Consider the following 22,568-nt stretch of genomic DNA (forward strand, 5'->3'; position numbering starts at 1 on the left):
ATGTGTCATAATGTGTCATTTTGAGTGCCCACATTTGGATTTCGCTTTTTGATGACCGTATATTTGTTTTAACAAAGGTACCCAAATGAGTAACCGAAATCACTGGTCACTACGTAGCCAGGTTAATAAGTCAGATTACTTCAATTGTTAAACCGGTATATTGATTTGACTCACTTAACCTGAGGATCTGCCAGCGAAGAAAGTATACCAACAGGCGCCATTTCATCCCGTACGGCCCTGCTTTCACTAAACTTCATGTGACATACGTCAAAAAATAGCTTTAGGCGGTTACGCCAAAGTTTTTATTACCGAAGCGCGGTGCGCAATCCGGCGGGACAGGTTATTGCTTTGATAAGTAGCGATGGAAATTCGATTCATTAACTTATAAAAATTAAAAATCATGAACAACAAACTAATATCTATTAAGAGAACACGCCAAAGTGATCTGATCACTATTAGTCAGCGGGTAATAGAAAAGATGGAGAACAATCCAACATTTCCTAATCCACCCGCAGCACTTGCAGATCTTAAAAAGGCATTGCCCGAGTATCAGACTGCCCTTGCCAACGCCCAGGGACGCGACAAGATGATGGTGTCTATTAAAAACGACAAAAAGGCCATCGTGTTGCAATTACTGTCAACACTTGCCGACTATGTAACGGTAATCTGTAAAGGCGACAGGACACTGTTGCTGAGCAGCGGATTCGATGTTACGGGCGAAGGCGGTAGTACGTTGCCACTTGCCATCGAAAAACTGGTGGTTGAAACGGGGCAAACCGGTGAAGCAACAACGCGTATCAAAAATGCAACGGCTGCCATAGCCTTTGTACATCAGTACGCCACCGAGTCGCCCGGTTTAAACACCGCCTGGACCAGTGAAGGAAGTTCTTTCGGCTATTACAGGTTCGAAGGACTTACTTCAGACAAGCGCTACTGGTTCCGCGTTGTAGCCATCGGTCGCAACGGTCAAAGGGCCTACTCCCCTGTTGTTTCGAAGGTAATTCAGTAAAGAGAAAACAATTATTATTTAACAAAAATGAGCCCTGACCGAGAGGTTGGGGCTTTTTTGGGGTTAACCTCGTCACCAGGGACTCCTTCAGGAATATATATGCGCCATTCCTCCGTTAAGCATTCTGCAAAATAATAATCAATCGCTGTTATTTTCTTTCTATTTTTAAAATATGCGTATTCGAAGCAACAACAGGTATGGTCAATGTACCTCTATAGCTTTTTTCGTGAAAAGTTACTCCCGGTACATACCCAACACCAGCCCGAAACGTATAAAGGAAATGTTTATTCGGCAGCTTGAATATTCTTTCGTAATTGACAGAGATATAGCTTTTGCTATGTCCTAAACATTCAATAAAAGCGGTGTTTTTAAGAATTGTCGTACTCGTATCCTTTGGAAACGGGGGGATCTTGAACTGGCTGTAAGAATGAAAAAAGAACAACAGGAAAAAAAGCAATATACAGGGTCGAATTACCATTGTGTTACTCATTGAGCGCATTTCATTTCTTTTAAGATCGCACCGGATTCAGGATAAGTCAATCCTCTATTCGCGTATGCTTTTGGGTAGGGCGTTATTTTTAGCGATCTGTTAAATGTAAAAGAATTTTTACCATTCCTGCCATGCCCTGTTTAATTTTAAACAAACTAATATAATATTATCTGTTTTTTATTATGTAACCAATGAAATTGCCCTTCACTCATTTTATTTATGACACCCTCTTTTTCATTTCCGGATTATAATTTTGTCGCCTTTTTCCAAATCAACTCATACCCCCAATATTACCTTTGCCCTATGACAAAATAATACTGAATTTAGCCACAACATTAGATGGCTTTATCGAAGGGGCCAATGGCGAATTGGACTGGTGCAAAAGACGTCGAATTCGACCCCTTTGAAATCATTGGGTACATTCTCATACCTGTAAGTTAATCGGGCCAGTCGGGTGTATTTCTGTTGAACCCACTTGCGAGAGACTATAACCTGCTTCAGTAAGGCATGATAAATAATCGTACAGGTTAAATACAACCGCCGGCCATAAGTTTTCGGGATAATCACCGCCAAACGTTATACCTGCCTGAAGGCCCAATTGCTCCATCTCTATCTACCTGCAGCTGTTTTAATACACAAACTATAAATTAATTTGAAACAAGAGCCTATGTGTCAAAGTTCATACTCAGCCCTCTTTAAATTTATATCTTATCGTAAAACAGATCTCTAAAACATTGCAGCACATATTCATGGGGTATACGCTCCTGCTCTAACCGGTTTTTGTCAGGACAACCTTTCAAGCATTGGTATAAGGACGACTCTTCTTCAGTCAAATTCAACGGTGCAGTTACATTACTCTTTGTTCCATTACAGCACAGATACTTGAATAAGTCATATACGGTTTTATTCATTAAAACAGATTGGGTTTGTGGGAACATGCCACGTAATGCGGAGAGTATTTCAAAACCTTGCACATCAATATCTCCCCAATAGTATAATTTTATATCCTTTAACCAAGATACGCGCTTCAGGTCATGTAAAGCATAACCACTACCAAAAATGACTATTGTATCACGGAGTTGTGGCAGGGTAAGGAAGTTTTCAATATTACTATAATTGGTTTTATTCTCCATTATAATAACCCTTTTGCATGGCAAATTCAACATAGCCAAATCATGTAAAGTAATACCAACATGCGAAATACCGCTGAAGTATTGCGCCAGCTCTTTGAAAATGGAATCTCCGATCAATTCTTTGAGCAGACTTTCCAGAATTCCTTTATTTTCTTCATGTTACCTGCGGGAAATACCCGCGCAACCGCAACTGGAAAGCTGGTTGATGATAAATCCGCTCAAGGTTATAATTAATGCAGGAAAATGGCTCGGCTTACTACGAGTGTGCCAATGGTTTATCTCAAAGTTGGGTGTTGTAAGGGTCTTATCGCCTCGAATTATTAATGGAAAAATTTCCCGACTTTCCACCCAGGCGTTGAGCACTTCAGCTATTTTGTTTTCCGCCTTTTTAGATATGTCTTTTGGTTTAATCAATTGTATTGTGATTTAGTTCATTTTTCTTTTTGTTCGTAATACTGAGATATTTTCAAGTTTAAAAGTTACTAAACTTTTAGAGGTTGTCCTATACAGGTTTACAGAACAGCTATGAATATCAGTTAGCAGCTCTCGAAGGAGAACTTATCTCCTCCCCATTTGTACAAACCATGACCGGTGCGAAGAAAACGGGTAACTGTCACCATATGTACGATTCACACGTGCAAAAGCTTGCATTCAATTATCAAATATTCGTACCTTTCACCTTTGAGCTAATCGAAAAAGGAGGTATTATGCCAGCAGTGACAACAAAAAAGGAACAAACAAGCAATGTAACCATTGTAAAGAAAATGAGGGACTACAGTAACGAACCTGCTTTTAAGAAAAAGACTGAAAACGCAATTAAGTTTTTGAAGAAACATGGTATACCAGAATCATTTAAAAAAAAGAAATAAAAGTGTAATTAGTAATTTAATCATAAAATAAGACCCCACATGTTATTTACAAATACTTGTGGGGTTTTACTTTGTAAGCGAAAAGCGATATCTGGTATTTAAGGCTAAGTGTCTGGGTTATTTGGGTTATTAACCGTCGATCCACGGATTTAACCAGGCACAAAACAGTACCATAGGTATGCAATGCCTGCAATTCGCTCATGGGTCCAAAAAAATTACACGCTCGAAGCGAGCCTTATCGCCTTCCCGTCTTGTACAACGAACAAATTTTGCGAGAGACTATAACCCGCTTCAGTAAGGCATGATAAATAATCGTACAGGTTAAATACAACCGCCGGCCATAAGTTTTCAGGATAATCACCGCCAAATGTTATACCTGCCTGAAACCAATCCCACAGCTCACGCCGGATATATGTTACAGGAAATTTTTTAAAGAACGCGGTTACAACTGTTACAGGGTTTGCCAATTGCTCTTTTGAAAGTAATGCCGGTTTTTTACCGGTTTGGGCTATTTAATTCAGGGTGATGTTCACTAATACTACACAGCGCGTCAATCAACAACAGCAGCTCATTATAAAAAGATAGTAAACAAGACCGCTGACCGCCAAAGGCATATTTTGTGCTTTCTGATACCAATCCAACCTGAAGCCAGGCAGCCAGACTTTCTTTTATAAACTCCAGCGATTCAATTTTAAAAACTTCGCTGATAACGTGCAAAGGATCATCGGTCACTCTTTCGATGAGGCGTTTGGGTTTGTTGAATGGATCTTCAGCAGAAATATCCTGTTCATCTGCATTTGAGCTATCTTTTGCACTACAGGCGGAAAGCTTTAAACGATTATTATGCCCGATGCCATTTTGATAAATCAGCCAGGCAGCCTCCACCAGTTTTTGCACCTCATTATGTGTAGATACATGTTGTTTTGATTCGATGGTAGGTTTGGCAAGCGCATCCTGCAGCCAGTTATCAAGACAGCCTCTGATATCCGGCAAATGGTAACAATCAAAAAATTGATCCAGAACAAGTGCAGGATGCTCAATTTCCTGAACGGATAAGTGAAGTGGTTGGTTATGCCACGCAGGCAGGTGGCCGGCGGTGCTTTGGTTTAATGGCTCTTTCATGTGGGTGGTTTTAGGTTACATGAAATGGTTTGAGCCTGCAGCAAGGGCGGTTTTGAGCCGGATAAAACAGGCCCAAAACAATAAGGTTGAAACCTGCCTGCCCTTTGTCCGACGGGCTCTGACAAGCCCACGCCTTTCGGCGACCACATTCAAAGAGCATAAGCAGGCCCAACCCTATTTGCGATATATAGATTGGGCGCTTACTTAGCCTCACATGTGGTGAATTGTCAGATTCGTCGGGAGAGACTCAGTATCGCGGTACTCACGGTACCAGTTATATTATTTCAAATTTATAGAACCCTGTAATTTTTTTTGCTTAGTATGACTAAGTAAAATGCCAGGTTCCCAAAAAACAAAATTTGAGATGGTTGTAATTAATAAGATTACAGAAAATGCGAAGGAAGAAAAATCTTTCACAGGATGAAATTGCCGTTATCTTAGGACTAACCAGAGGGTATATTGGTCAAATCGAAAGTCCTAATAGTCCGAGTACCTACAACCTCAACCATCTTAACCGGTTAGCTTACGAGTTTGGCTGCTCGCCACAGGATTTTTGCCAGGGAAGGCGGTGGTGGAGGGAGATTGGGAGTGAGGGAAACTAATTAAGTTAAGATTGGTTATTGGGTGAAGGGATTGAATGACGTCGAATTCGACCCCTTTGAACCAAAATATGCGATTTTCCCGTTAAGCCAGTCCAATATAGCCATATAAAATATTGTGAAATCAATTTTATACAATGACTTTGTTAATAAGTCTCGGCATAAAATAATTTAATAGTTCTGCATTTCGGCATTAGGTTCTAATCAATGACCTTATGTCCTGACCGTTATAAATTAGCCTATAAAGTATCATTTCCCTTCCTAATCTACCCGCAGCCATGGCCGAGCTTAAAAAAGTATTGTCCGAGTATCAGGCTGCCCTTTCAAGGCTCAGGGATGCGATAAAGAAATGATGCCTGTTAAACACGACAAAAGGCCATTGACCTGCAATTACTATCATCACTCGCCCAGGTATGTAACGACAATCTGTATTAGCGACAGAACCCGGTTGCTTATCAGCGGATTCGATGTTGCAGGCAAAGGCGGTAGTATGTTGCCACATACTAACTGGGACAGACTAGTGAAGCAACCACGCTTATCTAAAATGCAACGGCTACCATAGCCTTTGTACGTACGCCATTTTGATAAATAAAAAGTTGATCTAACTCAAACAAATAAAAGTTGTGTCGATTTGTAATAAATTTATATAATTTAATACATTGAACTGCCGGTCATATCAATGTGACTGAGAGGGCGAAGCTATGGAATAAAGATAAAGGCCAAAGCTTCTACACTTCAAACCAATTTATATATCTATAAAGAATATACGAATATGTATATTATGCAAGTAATTTCATAATGAAATAACATGACAAGAACAGAATATTTAGAGTCTATAGAAGGCCAATCCTACGAAAGGACAAAGCGTTGGATGAAGACAAACTATTTAATAATTAAACAAGAGCCAAAAAGCAAAAAAAGCATAACAAGAGAAGAAAAAATATTTTTTAGGAAAGAGGTAAAGCGTCAACTTAAAGAAAGGAACCGAAAATCTCATATCGGAGATATAATTTTAGAAATTGATTTTTATACTACTAAACATAATCCCCCATCTCTTCAAACCTTAAGTAAGAACTACCTTGATTTACTTCATAAAGATATTGAAGAAGATAGCTTAAAAGGAATACTCTTCAAAGACGACAAACAAGTTAAAATCCTTATAGCGAATTACCATCTTGACATATTTGGAGGGCAAGAACCGGAGATTAGAATTACATCTTATTCCCTCTCAAGTTTCATACAAGACATCGAACTAACAGACAGAATTATTTCTAACAGATTCATCGATGCTGACTCTTTTATGCATCATAGATTTATTGATACAATTGAACGAGATAAAAATAGCTTTGATTCTTTAGATTATTTGGAAGATCTCAAATTCTTAGAAAAAAATAAAGTAAAGCATGTTAATCAAACAGGACAAGCATTTTATGATTTGCAAAGGCATTTTCTAGTAAGGCAAATTCAAGAAAAATATCTAAAGCAAAATGAAATTGGGATTAGAGATTTGACTTCCATATTTCAACATAATTTCTCATATAACAAGAAGTATTCAAAAGATAATAAATTTCAAAAAATTTGGAGTATAACAAGAGGATATATTTATTTCACTTCTAATTTTATCAACTTAGGAAATGCTCCAATTGAAGATGGAGAAACAAAACTATTTAAAAGCAAAACCCAAGAACAACTAAAAGAGTTTAAGGAAAAACACAAAATACTTTTTCCATTACTCCAACCTGTAAATGTTACGATCACTTTTGTGCCGCCCAAACATAACGTTATTGACTTGGACAATTTAGCAAGATACATTGTGCCATTTATAAATCAAATTTTTCAACCTCCAGCAACGCATCACTTATCATATGACAAAAAATATTTTAATCCCTTATTGAAGAGAGAAGTGGAAATTACTCAGAGATTTCCACCATACTCTATCACAGGGTATCAACTTATCCATATTCCGAGGAAGCAAGATGATCCAGAGGACGGAAGGATTGATTTTATAATTACAGATGGCTTGGGACTAAAATCAAATGTATGGCACTTAGTAGATGATATAATTGACAAATGGGAGAACCGATTTTGATTGTTCTGATAAATTAAGACACAACAAACAAATTCAAAAATTAGGTTTGGCAAAAACTTGGCTTAGCAAATCGTACATTAATTTGTGATTTGCTACTCTGCTTTAACTTCATCAGAGAATACTGGGAAAGAATAACTGCCTAGCGGATAACCATGTGATTTTACGGGTGACTGCTCCAAAGTAATCTCCATCACATTGCACGGCAATCAAAACAAACCGCTAATATTGTATTTGTTCATCTAATAGTTGATTAATAGCATGGGAGGAATTACATTTACAATAAGAAGTTATTTGGATAATCTTATTGAAATAGTCAGTATCAAATCAGGATTAATACTAACTTATGAGGAAGTAAGAAATTTCCTACATGAAAAGCATAGTGATTGGTTTTTAAAGGAAGAAGATATAGATAAAGGAATGCATATTCGGAGTGAAACTTTTGACGCTCATGCCAGTTTCCTTCGGATTAAGGTAGGAAATATTACACCAGGCATGGAAAACCCTCATCTTTTTTCCGGAAATTTAATGAAATGGGTAAAAATAGGTTACAATCCAGTAGAAGCCTTAGAAGTAATAACCAATTATGTAAGAAAACATCCCGGTCAAGTTACTGATCCCTCGATTCTTGTGCAAGAAATAACGTCTCAAACAGGCTTTCCTCATGAAATGGCCATTGACATATTAATAGATGTTGCACACGCGCATGAATCCAGTAATTTTATTCACCCTACATCACCAAAAAATTGGAAGGATGGAACACCTTTAAGTAATTTATTTAATTGTGAAATCAAGGGAGAAGAAAATCAATTTATACCACAAAGATTTTTGGATTACTTAGCCGTAAACCAAGACAAGTTAGAGATCATGCATTGGCACAACTTTGAACAGTTTTGTGCAGAATATTTTGCTAGGCAAAATTACAAAGTTGAACTTGGGCCAGGAACGAATGATGGTGGTATAGATATCCGTGCCTATGATAAAAGCATTTCAGAAAAGCCTACTATTGTAATCCAATGTAAACGACATAAAAAAAGCAACAAAGTAAAAATTGAAGTAGTGAAAGCTTTTTACGCAGATGTTCTTTTTGATGAAGCAAAACATGGTGTTCTAATTACCACATCATACATTGAGCCAGGTGGTAAGACGATTTCCAGTGTACGTGAATATCCCCTCTCTTTTATAGAAAATGAGCAGGTAAAAAAATAGCTGCCACTATGTGGAGGTATCATAAGCCTAAGTGACATTACTTTAAGTTTTTTTTCTTTTTAAATTGAAAGATAATGAAATTAAAATATCCGGTTGAATAACCAATTTGATAAATACAGGTTATTATATTTCGTGAAAGTCCTTGAACAATGCGAAGGTGGTTTTTCGATAAAACATTTGGAAGGGAAGAAAAGTTATGTTACCGAGCTACAATTCGAAATGCTCCATTTTCTATGGATAATTTATGTATTCGGCAATTGTTCTATATGGTCTATAATTTTTTCAAAAAAGGTTTTGACCCAATCTCCATCTTCGGTAGTTCGAGAAGAATTATACAATCGTATTATTTCTGCCTGTAAATGTTCTAAAAGTATAGTCTTGTCAATATTATCCAAATACAAACTTAAATCTTCTACATAAACTGTATACAGATTTTTTGTAAAGGAAAATGTATATTGAATCGGGGATTTAAAAAAGATTTTCACTATATCATTTGACACTGAATCTAAAAGCAGATGTAATTCATCCAATTGTTGGCTAAAGAGCAGCCCTGACTGTAAAAGGCGTTTGTTGATTTCAGAAACATCTTGCCCCTCCGCTAATTCTACAACCATATTAATAAATTTTTTCCCTTTTGTCACTTCTTGTTCAATATTCTTTTTGGATGGCACAACAATTTCCCCTTTAGATTTCTCTATCTTATGGTAAACCTTTACTATTTTATTAGCTTTATCTTTTACAACAAATTCATAATGTGGGTTATTAATAATCTTAATATAGGGATCATATATTTTTGCTCTGGCTGATTCAGAATACTTTTCTGCAATTATATTTAATTGATTTATATCATTGTAATCAATATTAACAACATCTTTTTCATATTCTGGTAAAAGATTATGTTGCCAATCAGAGAAGCCATCTAATTCAATTTTTTTGACGACATCGACACCTACTAGAACTTCAAAACTCCCAAACCGTAAACCAAAAAGCCTAGGTGATAAAATAGCCTTTGCTTCACTTAAAAGACGGTTATAATCGGTAGCACTATTTATCACAGCTTTATACCTGTTCCAAAAATTCTCCTCAATAAAACCATTAATAGATCGAGTTAATCTAGAAAGGAAACTGCCAGCATCGTGAGTAGTAACAGCTCTTGCAAAATTTAAAACAGTAGGACTAATGTTAAAAATAATACTTTTCTGCTTCATTAACACTTTGTAATAATTGTCACTTCTTTCATACTCATCAATAAATTCAATGGCAAATTTGGGTAGCGGCAGTTTGTAAAAGGATTTAGATTCTGGTAAATAATCTGATGGAATTCTCTTAACTTCAATTGGAGTTACATTAGAATAGTTCAACTGATCATCGATATCTACACTGAAAACGTAATCTTTGTCCTCGAACGCAAGCAAATCTCGTAGGCTAATTTCTTGAGTTAAATAATAATAAAGATTTTCATCTTTTACTTTCCAAACCAGCCAGCGATTATAAGAATTATCATGATCAACCCAATAAAAAAAATAATATTGATTCAAATCATCATTGAATAATGATAGAATAGGGCCATCATAATTCAACAAATCTCCTATTTTTTTTAGTCCTGAGATTGGAAGTGAATTTTGACTATATGTTGGAAGAAGAAATAACATTATAAGGAATGTAATATTGAAAACTTCGGATCTAAAAGTACGCCAATAAACTCGAAAAATATGAAATGACCATGTTCATCAATAAGACTTGCCACACCATCATCAACTGTTAAGTTTCCTTGTGCAAGATGAGTATATCCTAATAACTTTGTGACCTTGCTTACGCCACCCATCGCTTCAGCATTTACCTTAGATGCTTCAATACTATCAAAAAATGATAATGCACACATCCCACATTTAATATTATCTGATGGATCATTTTTTCTTGGCTTTTTCCCTCTATTCTTATCGTATATAAGGTTAGGTAAAAAACTTTGCCCATCCGAAAAGTCTTCCTTCACCCAGCGATAAGTTTTCTTTTCTATTGGGTTACAACCATCTGGACATTGTACAGTAAGATTTAAACTATCAATAAGAGATTGATACTTAAGAGGCTTGTTCATAAACTATCGTGATGGTGAATTTGCCTGCCCAATATAAAAAATTGATAATTAAAATACAAAAGGTGTTTTACACGTTTTTACCTAATTAATGTTGTTTTTCCGAAAAAAACAGATAATTCAATGATCTACTATAATATGTGATTCAGATTGGAAAACAAAAATCGAACCAATGACCTACTGCTTAGCTTACCCGCTACAGGTTTCCCTGCATCACGCTGTGGCGTGAATTGTCATCTGGACTATATCTTCAGCATTTCAGGTGTGTTATGTGTAGTCTCTACAGAGCCCTTTCAGGATTCGCTATCCTCCTTTTAATAGAATTCCCTTTACCATTCAGTCCCCCCTGAGCCACCCGCACAACCTCTTTGAGCCATAAGCGAAACCCGCTAAGGTGCGCATAAACGCCAATCTTTGTGTAGTTAAATCAAATAGCAACAATGGCAACAATAGCAACAACCACAAAGATCCCCTCGGCAAAAATGGCCCACTCGTGTCTAACCCGGATTAGGCTGTATGCGCATGTCATCAGTATGGGGAGGCCCGGTGAATGACGAAAGTGAAAGTATAGCTACCATTCAGATGGCATTGGATAGCGGCATCAATTTTTTGAATACAGGCGACTTTTACGGCAGCGGCCACAATGAGCTGCTTGTAGGCAAAGCCATCAAAAGCAGAAGAAACGACGCCTTTATAAGCGTAAAGTTTGGCGGCATCGTCTACGGCGGTCGATTTCTCGGCCTTGACCTGCTTCCCATAGCCATCAGGAAATTCATCAATTATTCTTTGGTGCGGCTGGGTATCGATACCATTGATTGTATCAGCCGTGCCGGCTGCCCGGTGAGGATAATTATGAAACATCGTCATAACCCTGCAGGAAGATCCGGTACTTCCCATTTTATCCCGCCATTTGATTTCCTCCCCCCAAACTAAAATCTGTATTATATTTAGTAAATGAAACCAATCCTGCTAATGATTGCAGTTATGGCCTCATCTGCACTATTTGCACAGGCGCCCGTAGAAAATTATCCTGTTGACGCTGCCAGTGTGGAACAACCGGGTGTGCCAAAAGGAGAAGTACTGAAATTCACTTTTGATCATTCTGCCATCTTTCCTGGCACCTGGCGTGAATACTGGATATACATACCTGCCCAGTACCGGCCCGATAAGCCTGCCTGTGTGTACGTGAACCAGGATGGTATACAATGGAATGCACCTACGGTATTCGATAATCTTATTTACAGAAAAGAAATGCCGGTTACCATTGGGGTTTTCGTTACGCCGGGCAGGGTAATGCCCGATACAGCTGCAAGCAGTACAACAGCACTTCCACGCTTTAACCGTAGTTTTGAATACGATGGATTAGGAGGCGCTTATGCCCAATTTATTTTGAACGAGATCTTACCCGAAGTTGAAAAACAAAAAACAACCGACGGTCGGGCAATACGTTTGTCCAAAAGCGGTAACGACCGCGCCATTGGTGGTTCCAGCAGCGGGGCTATTTGTGCCTTCACGGCGGCATGGGAATATCCCAATGAATTTTCGCGCGTATTCAGCGCCATTGGTACGTATGTAGGTCTACGTGGCGGTGACCGCTACCCGGTGCTGATCCGAAAATACGAACCAAAACCGATAAGGATCTTCCTGCAGGACGGGGCCAATGACAACAACAAATATGGCGGCGACTGGTTTAAAGCAAATGAAATGATGGAACGTTCATTCACCTTTGCCGGTTATGAAGTAAATCATGTTTGGGGTGAAGGCGGTCACAACCACAAACAGGGTACAGCCATTTTCCCCGAAGCCATGCGCTGGCTTTGGAAGAATTGGCCGGCGCCGGTAGCGAAAGGAAATTCAAAGAACGAGTTTTTAAAGGATATACTTATTCCCGGTGAAGACTGGCAATTGGTAGCACAAGGGTACAAGTTTACAGAAGGTACGGCAGCTAATGCGGCCGGAGAAGTTTTTTTCCAGGATATACCCAATGCAAAAACATATAAGGTTGAACCAGACGGGAAATTGGTTACGATAAACCCTGATTCCAAAAGAGCAAGTGGTACCAGCTTTGGCGCCGATGGTAAACGGTATGTGGTAGCCGGCGCCAACAAACAAATTATAAGCTATGATCAGCATGAAAAAGAAACAGTAGTAGCAGATAGCTTTCCCGGCAATGATCTTGTTGTAGCCGGCAATGGAAATATCTACGTTACAGTACCCGATGGCGCCGCCAAACCGGGTAAGATCTATCTTATCAGGCCCAATGGAGAAAAACTGGTCGTGGATGAGGGTTTAAAATACCCAAACGGTATCACGCTATCACCCGATCAGACACAGTTATATGTCGCTGAATCGGCATCTCACTGGATATGGATATACGAAATCCTGCCTGATGGGAAACTTGCCTATAAACAACGCTATGGCTGGCTGCATGTACCCGATACGGATGAAAACGCCTGGCCCGACGGCCTTAAATGTGATACAGCAGGAAGAGTATACACGACAACACGCCTGGGCATACAGGTACTTGACCAGATAGGCCGTGTAAATGCTATCATACCAGTGCCGTCAGGCACGCCTTCCAATTGCTGTTTTGGCGGCGTAGATTTTAATATCATCTATGTTTCCTGCGGCGACAAAGTCTATCGCCGCAAACTCAAAGTGCGTGGCAGCAATACATTTGAAAACCCGCACAAACCGGTTACGCCAAGGCTTTAAAAGTATTTGAATCCCTCCCTTATTGATGGTCATTTTGCAGTTAACCATTTTGTTCTATATTAATTCCCCGAAGTAGCCTTATCAAACACCCGCAAATAATTAGCGCCTCCGATTTTTTCTATTTCTTCTTCGGTAAATCCTGTTTGTAGCATGGCACACGCTGGTCTTTTAGGATGGCAGGAACTTGACAAAGATCAAGAATTGTTGAATTATATCTAACTGTTGTATTATGTAAATAACAGACCGTCAAGTCAACAATAACAGCACGTCTTGTTAAATTAACGTTTGTGATTAATATGTGTAAAATTGAAAAAGTTGAAACCGTTTTAAGCTCAATTAAAATAATAATATTGTATCTCTACCTCCATAATCCTGAAAAAATCATTGCTATCTCTTGATGCCACTTTTTCTGTAGATACCGACCAATATTTCATTGATTCCTCCATGGTACCAGGGTAAACATATTGTTTAACCAGTCAATCATTTGTTTATCAGCTACAATACTGTGGTTGAGCAGGCGAAGCTTTATACAATAAACCTGATTTTGGGCAATGAAAATAAAATTTAAAAACCACTGCAATGCGTCTATATCTGCAAGTTACCAGGAATAGCAAACCCATTTCATTTAATTATCAATCCTATTTAACTGGAGCTATTCATAAATGGTTAGGAAATAACGAACATCATGGCGCGTTAAGCCTGTACTCATTTTCCTGGTTTGAAAATGTAACAACAAGAAAAAATACCGGAATAATGCTTAATAACGATTCCTATTTTTTCATTAGTGCCTTTGAGGAAGATTTGATAAAGAAAATTATCAAAGGTATTATGACAGACCCTTCTATTTGCTTCGGTTCCGAAGTTGCAGAAATACAAATTACGGACACGCCTACCTTCTCTTCATCAGAAAAATTCTTTGTTGGTAGCCCTGTTTTTATTAAAAGAAGATTTGATAATAATGAAAAACATATTACATACGATCATCCCCAATGCAATTATTACTTAACCGAAACACTACAAAAGAAATTAAAAGCAGCTAACCTGCCTTTTGAAAATATACAGGTACGGTTTGACCCCTCCTATTCTTCTCCAAAAACAAAAATTATCAGGTATAAAGAAATAAGCAACCGCGTAAACATCTGCCCGGTAATTATTGAAGGCTCTCCTGAGCAAATTGCCTTTGCCTGGAATGTAGGAATTGGCAATTCTACGGGAGTAGGTTTTGGCGCTTTAAAATAAATACGTATGCATTACCATATTGTAAAATATTCAGGTCCCTTTGGTTTTATTAAACCCTGGACCGCGGTTCGAGACGGCGAAACATTTAGCCAACAGTTTTTAACACCTTCTATTATCGAGGGTATGGAGAAAAAACTATTCCCGGAATTATTGTCCGCAAATGGCTTGCAAGGCTATATTGTTGGTCATCGAATTAACTATACCGGAATAAGCCGGCAGCAGGAACAAACCTGGTCAAAGGCCTGGGTTGAAAAAAAAGGTGAGCCAATTATAGAGCAACGATTGGTCCATAAGAAAGGAAAAGAAGAGTATAAGCAAGTTACTATTCCTACTGTTACCCGGCGTCCTGCAACAGGTATCCTGACCAGAGGTGTTTTAATTGAACCCAATCTTTACCTGGCTTTTTCCTCGCCCGAATTGGCTGGTAAAGCCACTCTCCAGCATTTGTGCCTGTGCCGAAATGAAGATGTATTGTTACCTGAAGAAACATATGAGGTAACTCAGTCAGCGTGGGAATCAGACTTGTTTCCTGGCTTTGAATTATTATTCGGCAATATGGAAGAACCTACTTTCAAGGTAGGCTATAACCGGTTTGCCAATGCGGTTCCCATGTATGGCAAAGTGATCTCTTTTGGGGATCCCATTCGTAAAAGAACGGATTATTTATGATACCTGCACCACAACAGTTGCTGGCCAAAAGTAAACGCAACGGAGGTACTACCCTGCGCGATCATACACAACATGTAATGCAGGCCATAGAGCATATAACCAAAGCGTTAGGCTGGTCAGATGTTACATTACCCCTACAAGCCGCCGCCTTACACGACCTTGGCAAGGCACATCCCAAATTTCAGTTACAATTACAGGAAGCAGACGGCTTAAATCCGTGGAAGTCGCTTCACGAAAAAAAACAGTGGACATTTGTACATCGCCATGAATTGTCCTCCCTGCTGCTATTACCCTGTTTTGAGCAGGAACATTGGGACATATTAATAGAAATGATTGTATCCCACCACAAGTCGCTAAAGGAAGATGTCAGCCAGCGCGGACTTATGGATATAATAGCAAATGACGGAAGAGATGCTCCCTTTAATAATCACATTAAACAGGGAGAAGATTGGATTCCCCTGGCTGTTGAAATACTACGAAGTTTTGGATTCCAGGTGAATGATATTGAGCAGGCAAGTGCCAGAGTAGCGTGGGAGTATGTTGTAAATTATTGCAAAGACCGGTTACAGCATAATGAATGGTCAAAATGGCGGGGTTTGTTAATGGCTTCAGATCATTTTGCATCTGCCATGGTTGACCGTACGGCCACTGAATTAATAAGTAGATTTTGTATTCCCGATACTTCTGTATTCAATCCTGTTGAACCCGGCGGTAAGTTATTTCCCTTATCAGATATTCCAGTAAACGATCCTCGCATCCATACGCTTCTGGTTGCGCCTACAGGTGCAGGTAAAACCGACTTTTTAATGCGTCGTTGCTCCGGCAAACGTATTTTTTATACACTACCCTTCCAGGCGTCTATTAATGCCATGTGGGTACGCTTTCGGAATAAGATGCCAGGAACAGCCATTCATTTACAACACGCGGCAGCTCCCCTGGTCTTGAAACACGAAAATCCCGACAACTTTGAAGAAGAATATCCATTACATGGTTTGGTGGGCAGTGCAGTAAAAGTGCTGACCCCTCACCAGCTGGCCGCCATTGTATTTGGCTTACCAGGGTTTGAGGCTGTAATGCTGGACCTGCAAGGCACTGCTGTGGTGCTTGATGAAATACACACCTATTCAGATGTGAGCCGTAGCATGGTGTTGGAAATTGTGAAAGTATTATTGAAGCTAAATTGTTCCATACACATTGGAACGGCAACCATGCCTACGGCCTTATACCAGGAATTACTTGATTTACTTGGCGGTGATGAAAAAACTTACCAGGTTACGCTACCTGCCCATCAATTGCAATGGTATAACCGGCACAATGTATACAAACTGGCCAGTTGGGACGAAGTGAGTGACATAATAGCGCAAGCTATGGCAACCAGCGAAAAATTGTTAATCGTTTGCAACACCGTAAAAAAGGCGCAGGCTGTATTTAACCGGCTACAAGAAAATTACGGCCATTATAAACACCTGCTTATTCACAGTCGTTTTCGCCGGAAAGACCGGGCCCAAAAAGAACAATTGCTGCGCGATGAATTTGAAAAGGGAACAAATCCTTGTTGGGTAGTTGCTACCCAGGTGGTGGAAGTGAGTCTTGACATCAGTTTCGATCGAATGATAACGGACTGTGCTCCCCTGGATGCGTTGATCCAACGATTTGGAAGGATCAATCGCCGGCGCACGAAAGAAGGATTGGGAAAACAAAAACCTGTATATGTTGTGGCGCCTGAAGGCGATCAACGGCCTTATGACCGGCAGGTAGTCGAAAAAACTTTTTCGGTATTACCCGATCATGGCACTACCCTACAGGAAGATACATTGCAAGCCCTGCTTGATGCTGTTTATCCAAATACGCCAACACCTGTAGATATCGCAGCCCACCTCGTTTGGGAAAATGGCAGCTTCCGTTTACCCCCGCTTTGCAACCATCAATCATCTGTATTACAGGAAACATTGGAGATCAATTCAGCAACCTGCATACTGGAGAGCGACCGGAGTGCTTATGAAACCGGCACCTGGGATATCCGTGCCGGTTTGGAAATTCCGGTTTCCCGGAATGCCATCATTCGAACAGCCCGATTGCATGGTTATTTGCAATTAGAAATAGCGAGCAAACCGTTTGTGGTACCGCAGGCTGAAAGCGAACACCAGGATAAAGGTTTGGTATTCCGTGAGCATGATAGCTTTTTATAATAGTATCAATCATTCATTATGTATACAAGCTATATAGGGTTAAAATTTTTAGATCTGTATAACCATAGAACGGGTAACTGCTACACCGCAGAAGAGTTTTTTGATAAAGAAATGTATCCCTTGCTTTTTGACGATGACCGGCATCTGATGCACGTATCCAATTCTCCATTTTTTCAAAGTCCTTCAGACAAAGAACTCAAACAGTCGGGCCTTACACGATCTAAATTGCAATATCAAAAACTTCAACAAAAGATAGCCCAGGTTGCAGTGCATAGAAGCGAACAACCCGATGCTTCTATTTACGTAGGATATGCAGCGAACGGTCCCGATCAAACTACAGCAGGTCAGGTAAGCAATATAACCTGGGAAACTTCGACCAATGAACTATACGCTTCCTGGATAGGAAATGCGCTGTGCGCGAGAGTGGAAGGCAGCCAATGCCTGTTGATAGATAGTGAGCCCGTACTTTGGCATTTATATGAAGGGTGGAAAGTATATCGTCAATATATACAACCAGTACAACAAATGGATGGCAGGCAAATAGAAACCTGGAATGGTTACTGGCTGGCTAAAGGAGCGTTAAACCAAAAGCCGGACCCGCCAATCAAAGGAAATAAACTGGACACCTATCCCTGGGTTGAAGTGCTCGCCAGGCTGTTGCAATGGCATAGTAACCAGACTTTGCCCGTTTACATTTTTAGTTTGGGACAAACCAACACCACGTATGGATTTATCAATATTCACTTTCCACAATTGCAATGTTTAAGTGAAGCCCGATTTACTTTAAAACAAGGCATTTTTTCTTATGAAGAAGATGACGCAGTATTCTGGCAACAATATATACCGGATTTCTCCTTAAGGGAAGCCTGCCAGTTTGGTGAGATCGGATTACGATCATTACGCCCAAAGGATTTTGGAAAATTGATGGAAGGAAAATACAGCCCCGTAAAGCTTACTGATAAAAACAAACAAACATTCTTCAATATTCAAACCTGGATTATTGCTATGCTTAACAACAAATCAGACCTGCAACAGTTAGCTTCCGAACTGGCCGCTGAATTGGTGGCCGCAGAATCGAAAGGAAATGGCAAAGAAAGAGGTAAGATGACAGATAATGCTGAATCTAAGTCTCTGTTCGAGGCCAAAGGGCTTACCACTTTTATTGAAGCCTTGACATCCTTCCTTGAAAAGAACGAATCAGCCAAATCTGTTTGCCGGGCGGTTGCCGACCAGTCTATACGCATCCCGGGAGAACAATTTCCCCTATTCAAAGCATTGATACGCTTTGAATATACCTTCCAAAAAAATAAATAAACAACCCTTTCTAATTAAAACAATATTAACAATGAATCCATTTTTGTATGTACGCGTATTACGTCATTGCGAACACACCGTGTTTAGTGTAGCCGATGGACAGAAATATTACAAAGAACCAATATTCGGAGAAAAGATCGCTTACTCAAGCGGACAGCAAATAAAACGATCGGTCCTGGATGCCATGACGAGCCGATTAAATATACCTTTTGCTCCGATAACTTTTAACTGGACCATCAACAAAGAAGATAAAGCCGAGCAGGGAGAGGCCTGGTCACTCTGTGATCCCTCTTTTCCCGACCAATTAATTGGTGGATACATGAAAGCTGAAAAAGATACAGCAACTGTGAAACGGCGAAGTCCTTTATCTATTTCGGCTATGCGCCCTTTACATCCTTTGTTGGGCGGACTGGAAGATAAAGGAGAAGCCATGTCATTTGACAGAGGCTCTACTGCAGACAGGCATAAAGTAAACGTTTTCCGTGAGGTTGGAGGGAAAAGGGAATTGATGACAGACGAAGATGTGGCAAACTGGTTGCAAACGAATAAACGGACACTGCCACCACGAAAATGGATAGAGCCACAACAGCGCGCTTCCGGTCTTTTCGTATATGATGTAGCCATAGACCTGCGTACCCTGTTTTGTGTTTCAGTGAACCAGATGGAACCGGAAGTATATCCAGAGACATTAGAAAAACTGAAAGGAAGTGGCTGGCAGGAAACAGAAAATGTTTTTGGTCGGTGTGTGGTTTGTCCTGAGGCAGACCGCAAGAGGATCATTGAATCATTAACTGATGCCTTATTGAACTGGCGTATCACCAGCAATCAGTCGCGAACTTTTTCGTTGATGGAAACGCTGGCGGTTGCCATTAGCAACAATGCTAATCAGGTAGCTTATGCCGTACGAGCTGAGCTGGATACGGAATCGGACTACAAAGCCAGGCCGGTTATTGACGAAACAGCCCGGGCCCAAATGTTCCTCACCCCTACAATATCTGCATTTATTAAAGGTACATCAGGCAATGCCCAGGCATTGGATGATGCGGCCGCTTATTTAATTGAACAAATGCAGGCTTTTCCATTTGAGAAACAAATGGTTCAATAAGCTAACTTTTACCTGCCATGCATATTACAGCAACACACATTAGTTACTTTCACATCTGCCACCGGAAACTTTGGTTATTTACACAGGGAGTTTATATGGAACATACGTCAGACAACGTTGCTGAGGGAAAACTGATTGGAGAAACCAGTTACCGTCAACGGGCAGAAAAATATACCGAAATAGAGATTGGAGGTAGTAAGATAGATTTTTATGATGCTGCCAGGAAAGTGATTCATGAAGTTAAGAAAAGTAACAAAATGGAAGAGGCCCATGCATGGCAGGTAAAATTCTACATCTGGCTGCTGGAAAACGCAGGCGTTGAAAATGTAACTGCAATTATTGAATATCCCACATTAAAACAAACACGGCAAATTATTTTTGGAGACGAAGATCGCCGGTACATTCTTCAAACAATAAAGCAAATTGAAAACATAGCACGGAGCCAACAGTGTCCTCCACTTATAAACAGTAAAATATGCAAGCAATGTGCATACTATGATTTTTGTTATATTAATACTCCATGAAAAAAAGCTATTATCTTTTTAATCCCGGCCGCATAAGCCGCAAAGACAACACACTTCAATTTACGGCAATCAATGAGGAAGGTGCAGAAGGTACAGTTAAATACATTCCAATTGAAACGGTGGATAACCTGTACGCTTTTGGCAGCCTTGATGCTAACAGCGCTTTGTATAATTTTTTGGGTAAGGAAAAAATCAGTGTTCATTTTTTTGATTATTATGAGCATTACACAGGTTCCTTTATGCCAAAAGATTATTTGTTATCAGGAAAAATGGTAATAGCGCAGGCAGAGGTGTATCAAAACCCAGACAGAAGAACAATATTGGCAAAAAAAATAATTGAAGGAGCGGTTGCTAATATGCTGAAAAACCTGAAATATTACAATAATCGGGAAAAAGACACTTCCTTGCAAATTGCTGCAATAGAGGCGCTGCAGTTTTCTATAGCAACAGCCCCGGATGTAGAATCACTAATGGGCATCGAAGGAAATATCCGAATACATTATTATGCAGCTTTTTCAACAATAATTAACGATTATAATATGGGGCCGCGAGTCAGGCAACCGCCCTCAAACGAATTGAATACCATGATTTCGTTTGTGAACAGTTTATGTTATACGCTTTGCCTTGACATGATTTATCACACCCAATTAAATCCGACCATTAGTTTTTTACATCAACCAGGCGAACGTCGGTATTCGCTGGCGTTGGATTTGGCTGAAATATTTAAACCAGTGCTGGCCGACCGGTTAATATTTACATTACTTAATAAAAGGCAGGTTCAGGAATCAGATTTTGATATACATCTAAATAAATGCATGCTAAGAGAAACCGGCCGCAAGAAAGTAGTAAAAGCATGGGATGAAAAATTGAATGAAACAATTAAACACAGGTCGCTAGGCCGAAACGTTAGTTACAAGCACCTTGTAAAACTGGAATGCTATAAATTGGCCAAACATATTTTAGGGATTGAGGAATATCAACCATTTAAAACATGGTGGTAGAGCATCTTCAATGACATACTCAGTTTAACCATTTATAAAAGCATGTACGTAATATTAGTATACGACATTGAAGAAAGGCGGGTTGCTAAAATGCTTAAGTTGTGTCGACGTTATTTAAACTGGATACAAAACAGTGTATTTGAAGGAGAACTCACACAAGTGAAACTAAAAGAATTATTACAGGAGGTCAAACAAATTATGGATGAAGAGAAAGACAGTTGTATTATATTTAAAAGTCGTGAGGAAAAATGGCTTGACAAGCTAGTGATTGGGAAGGAAAAAAATGAGTTGGATAATATATTATAGTCGTCGGTGAAAAGAAAACCAGAAACAAACTGATTTATATTACTCCAACTAAACTACTTAAATCATTGAAAGTCATAAGCATATTTAAGTCGTCGCTCCCTAAGGTGACTTATAGTATTGGGAACAGACGATTTTTTTCTCACAATCAATACCATTATTACTTGTAAGTACATTCAACATCAATGAAATAATAATTTGTTATAAACGAGTTTGAATCGCACCATATAGGAATTGAAACAACAAAGCAAGCAACGGTTAATGGAAGGCTTGGCTGGTTTGAATCGCACCATATAGGAATTGAAACACCGGTAAATCATTTTCAGCGGAAACAACCTTCCAGTTTGAATCGCACCATATAGGAATTGAAACGTTAGTAAAGAAGAGGCAAAGCAACTACTCGAAGAAAGTTTGAATCGCACCATATAGGAATTGAAACATACTTAATAGTAACTTTTACCCACTCATAATCGATTGTTTGAATCGCACCATATAGGAATTGAAACATATTGGGCATCGTTGCAGCGTGTGACAGACGAGCTGTTTGAATCGCACCATATAGGAATTGAAACCTGGTAGGGTACGGTGGAGAAGATAAAGTTTATTGTTTGAATCGCACCATATAGGAATTGAAACGAAAGTTTTCCACAACTATAAGTCGTAACCCCGGTACGGTTTGAATCGCACCATATAGGAATTGAAACGTTTAATAACCTGGCTGCACTTTGTCAGCGTTGCGTTTGAATCGCACCATATAGGAATTGAAACTGGATGGCAGCGACAAAAATGAAATCACGCTCAATGGTTTGAATCGCACCATATAGGAATTGAAACCATAAAAAACAACCCTGCCGGCTATTTGCCAACTGAGTTTGAATCGCACCATATAGGAATTGAAAC

Annotated in this window: 20 protein-coding genes and 1 CRISPR repeat array (1 of these 21 running past the window's edge); of the genes, 16 read left to right on the forward strand and 4 right to left on the reverse strand. The window is 39.4% G+C overall.

What is annotated here, in order from left to right; translation table 11 throughout:
• Positions 1 to 400: 400 nt before the first annotated feature.
• Positions 401 to 1,009, forward strand: a complete 609-nt coding sequence (locus AC59IL_RS38100; RefSeq protein ID WP_496557505.1) for a hypothetical protein — start codon at positions 401 to 403, stop codon at positions 1,007 to 1,009.
• Between the two features lie 1,191 nt (positions 1,010 to 2,200).
• Here the strand turns inward: AC59IL_RS38100 and AC59IL_RS38105 are convergent.
• Complete coding sequence (locus AC59IL_RS38105) at positions 2,201 to 2,665, reverse strand: Wadjet anti-phage system protein JetD domain-containing protein (protein ID WP_496557506.1); 465 nt, start codon at positions 2,663 to 2,665, stop codon at positions 2,201 to 2,203.
• Between the two features lie 27 nt (positions 2,666 to 2,692).
• Here AC59IL_RS38105 and AC59IL_RS38110 point away from each other — a divergent pair, with 27 nt between their 5' ends.
• Positions 2,693 to 2,866 carry a hypothetical protein gene (locus tag AC59IL_RS38110; RefSeq protein ID WP_496557507.1) on the forward strand — a complete coding sequence of 58 codons (174 nt, stop codon included), beginning with the start codon at positions 2,693 to 2,695 and terminating at the stop codon, positions 2,864 to 2,866.
• Positions 2,867 to 3,129: 263 nt separating this feature from the next.
• Positions 3,130 to 3,501: a hypothetical protein gene (locus AC59IL_RS38115; RefSeq protein ID WP_496557508.1), complete on the forward strand. Its 372-nt coding sequence runs from the start codon at positions 3,130 to 3,132 to the stop codon at positions 3,499 to 3,501.
• A 495-nt stretch (positions 3,502 to 3,996) separates the two neighbouring features.
• Here the strand turns inward: AC59IL_RS38115 and AC59IL_RS38120 are convergent, their stop codons facing one another.
• Entirely contained in the window at positions 3,997 to 4,623 is a 627-nt protein-coding gene (locus AC59IL_RS38120; RefSeq protein WP_496557509.1) for a hypothetical protein, read from the reverse strand.
• A gap of 392 nt (positions 4,624 to 5,015) precedes the next feature.
• On the opposite strand from AC59IL_RS38120, the gene AC59IL_RS38125 reads away from it, so the two are divergent.
• From AC59IL_RS38125 to AC59IL_RS38135, 3 genes are all read left to right on the forward strand, one after another.
• The gene (locus AC59IL_RS38125) at positions 5,016 to 5,225 is read left to right on the forward strand and encodes a helix-turn-helix domain-containing protein (RefSeq protein WP_496557510.1); all 210 of its coding nucleotides are present in this window, start codon (positions 5,016 to 5,018) and stop codon (positions 5,223 to 5,225) included.
• A gap of 805 nt (positions 5,226 to 6,030) precedes the next feature.
• The gene (locus AC59IL_RS38130; RefSeq protein ID WP_496557511.1) at positions 6,031 to 7,311 is read left to right on the forward strand and encodes a hypothetical protein; all 1,281 of its coding nucleotides are present in this window, start codon (positions 6,031 to 6,033) and stop codon (positions 7,309 to 7,311) included.
• A gap of 258 nt (positions 7,312 to 7,569) precedes the next feature.
• Positions 7,570 to 8,517, forward strand: coding sequence for a restriction endonuclease (locus AC59IL_RS38135; RefSeq protein WP_496557512.1), 948 nt, complete (start codon positions 7,570 to 7,572; stop codon positions 8,515 to 8,517).
• A 242-nt stretch (positions 8,518 to 8,759) separates the two neighbouring features.
• Here AC59IL_RS38135 and AC59IL_RS38140 read toward each other — a convergent pair whose 3' ends face one another.
• Entirely contained in the window at positions 8,760 to 10,169 is a 1,410-nt protein-coding gene (locus tag AC59IL_RS38140; protein WP_496557513.1) for a DUF6575 domain-containing protein, read from the reverse strand.
• On the reverse strand, positions 10,169 to 10,612 hold the full coding sequence (locus tag AC59IL_RS38145) for a hypothetical protein (RefSeq protein WP_496557514.1): 444 nt from the start codon (positions 10,610 to 10,612) through the stop codon (positions 10,169 to 10,171). The genes AC59IL_RS38140 and AC59IL_RS38145 overlap by 1 nt, the downstream gene beginning before the upstream one ends.
• Positions 10,613 to 11,125: 513 nt before the next feature.
• On the opposite strand from AC59IL_RS38145, the gene AC59IL_RS38150 reads away from it, so the two are divergent.
• The 10 genes from AC59IL_RS38150 (at position 11,126) to cas2 (ending at position 21,671) form a co-directional block, all read left to right on the forward strand.
• Positions 11,126 to 11,542: an aldo/keto reductase gene (locus AC59IL_RS38150; protein ID WP_496557515.1), complete on the forward strand. Its 417-nt coding sequence runs from the start codon at positions 11,126 to 11,128 to the stop codon at positions 11,540 to 11,542.
• Positions 11,543 to 11,563: 21 nt separating this feature from the next.
• Positions 11,564 to 13,324: an SMP-30/gluconolactonase/LRE family protein gene (locus tag AC59IL_RS38155; protein WP_496557516.1), complete on the forward strand. Its 1,761-nt coding sequence runs from the start codon at positions 11,564 to 11,566 to the stop codon at positions 13,322 to 13,324.
• 579 nt (positions 13,325 to 13,903) lie between these two features.
• Positions 13,904 to 14,563 carry a CRISPR-associated endoribonuclease Cas6 gene (gene cas6 / locus AC59IL_RS38160; RefSeq protein WP_496557517.1) on the forward strand — a complete coding sequence of 220 codons (660 nt, stop codon included), beginning with the start codon at positions 13,904 to 13,906 and terminating at the stop codon, positions 14,561 to 14,563.
• Between the two features lie 6 nt (positions 14,564 to 14,569).
• Positions 14,570 to 15,232, forward strand: coding sequence for a hypothetical protein (locus tag AC59IL_RS38165; RefSeq protein WP_496557518.1), 663 nt, complete (start codon positions 14,570 to 14,572; stop codon positions 15,230 to 15,232).
• On the forward strand, positions 15,229 to 17,421 hold the full coding sequence (gene cas3, locus AC59IL_RS38170) for a CRISPR-associated helicase Cas3' (RefSeq protein ID WP_496557519.1): 2,193 nt from the start codon (positions 15,229 to 15,231) through the stop codon (positions 17,419 to 17,421). Before AC59IL_RS38165 ends, cas3 begins: the two co-directional genes overlap by 4 nt.
• An 18-nt stretch (positions 17,422 to 17,439) precedes the next feature.
• Positions 17,440 to 18,735 (forward strand): hypothetical protein, encoded by a 1,296-nt coding sequence (locus tag AC59IL_RS38175; RefSeq protein WP_496557520.1) that lies wholly within the window; start codon positions 17,440 to 17,442, stop codon positions 18,733 to 18,735.
• A 31-nt stretch (positions 18,736 to 18,766) separates the two neighbouring features.
• Positions 18,767 to 19,840 carry a hypothetical protein gene (locus AC59IL_RS38180; protein WP_496557521.1) on the forward strand — a complete coding sequence of 358 codons (1,074 nt, stop codon included), beginning with the start codon at positions 18,767 to 18,769 and terminating at the stop codon, positions 19,838 to 19,840.
• Between the two features lie 17 nt (positions 19,841 to 19,857).
• On the forward strand, positions 19,858 to 20,364 hold the full coding sequence (cas4, locus tag AC59IL_RS38185) for a CRISPR-associated protein Cas4 (RefSeq protein ID WP_496557522.1): 507 nt from the start codon (positions 19,858 to 19,860) through the stop codon (positions 20,362 to 20,364).
• Positions 20,361 to 21,365 (forward strand): type I-B CRISPR-associated endonuclease Cas1b, encoded by a 1,005-nt coding sequence (gene cas1b / locus AC59IL_RS38190; protein ID WP_496557523.1) that lies wholly within the window; start codon positions 20,361 to 20,363, stop codon positions 21,363 to 21,365. The genes cas4 and cas1b overlap by 4 nt, the downstream gene beginning before the upstream one ends.
• Positions 21,366 to 21,407: 42 nt before the next feature.
• The gene (gene cas2 / locus AC59IL_RS38195; protein WP_496557524.1) at positions 21,408 to 21,671 is read left to right on the forward strand and encodes a CRISPR-associated endonuclease Cas2; all 264 of its coding nucleotides are present in this window, start codon (positions 21,408 to 21,410) and stop codon (positions 21,669 to 21,671) included.
• A 208-nt stretch (positions 21,672 to 21,879) separates the two neighbouring features.
• A CRISPR array of direct repeats spans positions 21,880 to 22,568; the repeat unit is 30 nt; unit sequence GTTTGAATCGCACCATATAGGAATTGAAAC (it continues 5,630 nt past the right edge of the window).

Source organism: Niastella sp. sgz303648, from assembly GCF_059587045.1.

Bases quoted from the DNA above. Each gene is read 5' to 3' on its own strand.
- AC59IL_RS38100 (WP_496557505.1), top strand. From the start codon at position 401: ATGAACAACAAACTAATATCTATTAAGAGAACACGCCAAAGTGATCTG.
- AC59IL_RS38165 (WP_496557518.1), top strand. From the start codon at position 14,570: ATGCATTACCATATTGTAAAATATTCAGGTCCCTTTGGTTTTATTAAA.
- AC59IL_RS38145 (WP_496557514.1), bottom strand. From the start codon at position 10,612: ATGAACAAGCCTCTTAAGTATCAATCTCTTATTGATAGTTTAAATCTT.
- AC59IL_RS38105 (WP_496557506.1), bottom strand. From the start codon at position 2,665: ATGTTGAATTTGCCATGCAAAAGGGTTATTATAATGGAGAATAAAACC.
- cas6 (WP_496557517.1), top strand. From the start codon at position 13,904: ATGCGTCTATATCTGCAAGTTACCAGGAATAGCAAACCCATTTCATTT.
- cas4 (WP_496557522.1), top strand. From the start codon at position 19,858: ATGCATATTACAGCAACACACATTAGTTACTTTCACATCTGCCACCGG.
- AC59IL_RS38130 (WP_496557511.1), top strand. From the start codon at position 6,031: ATGACAAGAACAGAATATTTAGAGTCTATAGAAGGCCAATCCTACGAA.
- AC59IL_RS38180 (WP_496557521.1), top strand. From the start codon at position 18,767: ATGAATCCATTTTTGTATGTACGCGTATTACGTCATTGCGAACACACC.
- AC59IL_RS38140 (WP_496557513.1), bottom strand. From the start codon at position 10,169: ATGTTATTTCTTCTTCCAACATATAGTCAAAATTCACTTCCAATCTCA.
- cas1b (WP_496557523.1), top strand. From the start codon at position 20,361: ATGAAAAAAAGCTATTATCTTTTTAATCCCGGCCGCATAAGCCGCAAA.
- AC59IL_RS38125 (WP_496557510.1), top strand. From the start codon at position 5,016: ATGCGAAGGAAGAAAAATCTTTCACAGGATGAAATTGCCGTTATCTTA.
- AC59IL_RS38135 (WP_496557512.1), top strand. From the start codon at position 7,570: ATGGGAGGAATTACATTTACAATAAGAAGTTATTTGGATAATCTTATT.
- AC59IL_RS38175 (WP_496557520.1), top strand. From the start codon at position 17,440: ATGTATACAAGCTATATAGGGTTAAAATTTTTAGATCTGTATAACCAT.
- cas2 (WP_496557524.1), top strand. From the start codon at position 21,408: ATGTACGTAATATTAGTATACGACATTGAAGAAAGGCGGGTTGCTAAA.
- AC59IL_RS38120 (WP_496557509.1), bottom strand. From the start codon at position 4,623: ATGAAAGAGCCATTAAACCAAAGCACCGCCGGCCACCTGCCTGCGTGG.
- AC59IL_RS38150 (WP_496557515.1), top strand. From the start codon at position 11,126: ATGCGCATGTCATCAGTATGGGGAGGCCCGGTGAATGACGAAAGTGAA.
- AC59IL_RS38155 (WP_496557516.1), top strand. From the start codon at position 11,564: ATGAAACCAATCCTGCTAATGATTGCAGTTATGGCCTCATCTGCACTA.
- AC59IL_RS38110 (WP_496557507.1), top strand. From the start codon at position 2,693: ATGCGAAATACCGCTGAAGTATTGCGCCAGCTCTTTGAAAATGGAATC.
- cas3 (WP_496557519.1), top strand. From the start codon at position 15,229: ATGATACCTGCACCACAACAGTTGCTGGCCAAAAGTAAACGCAACGGA.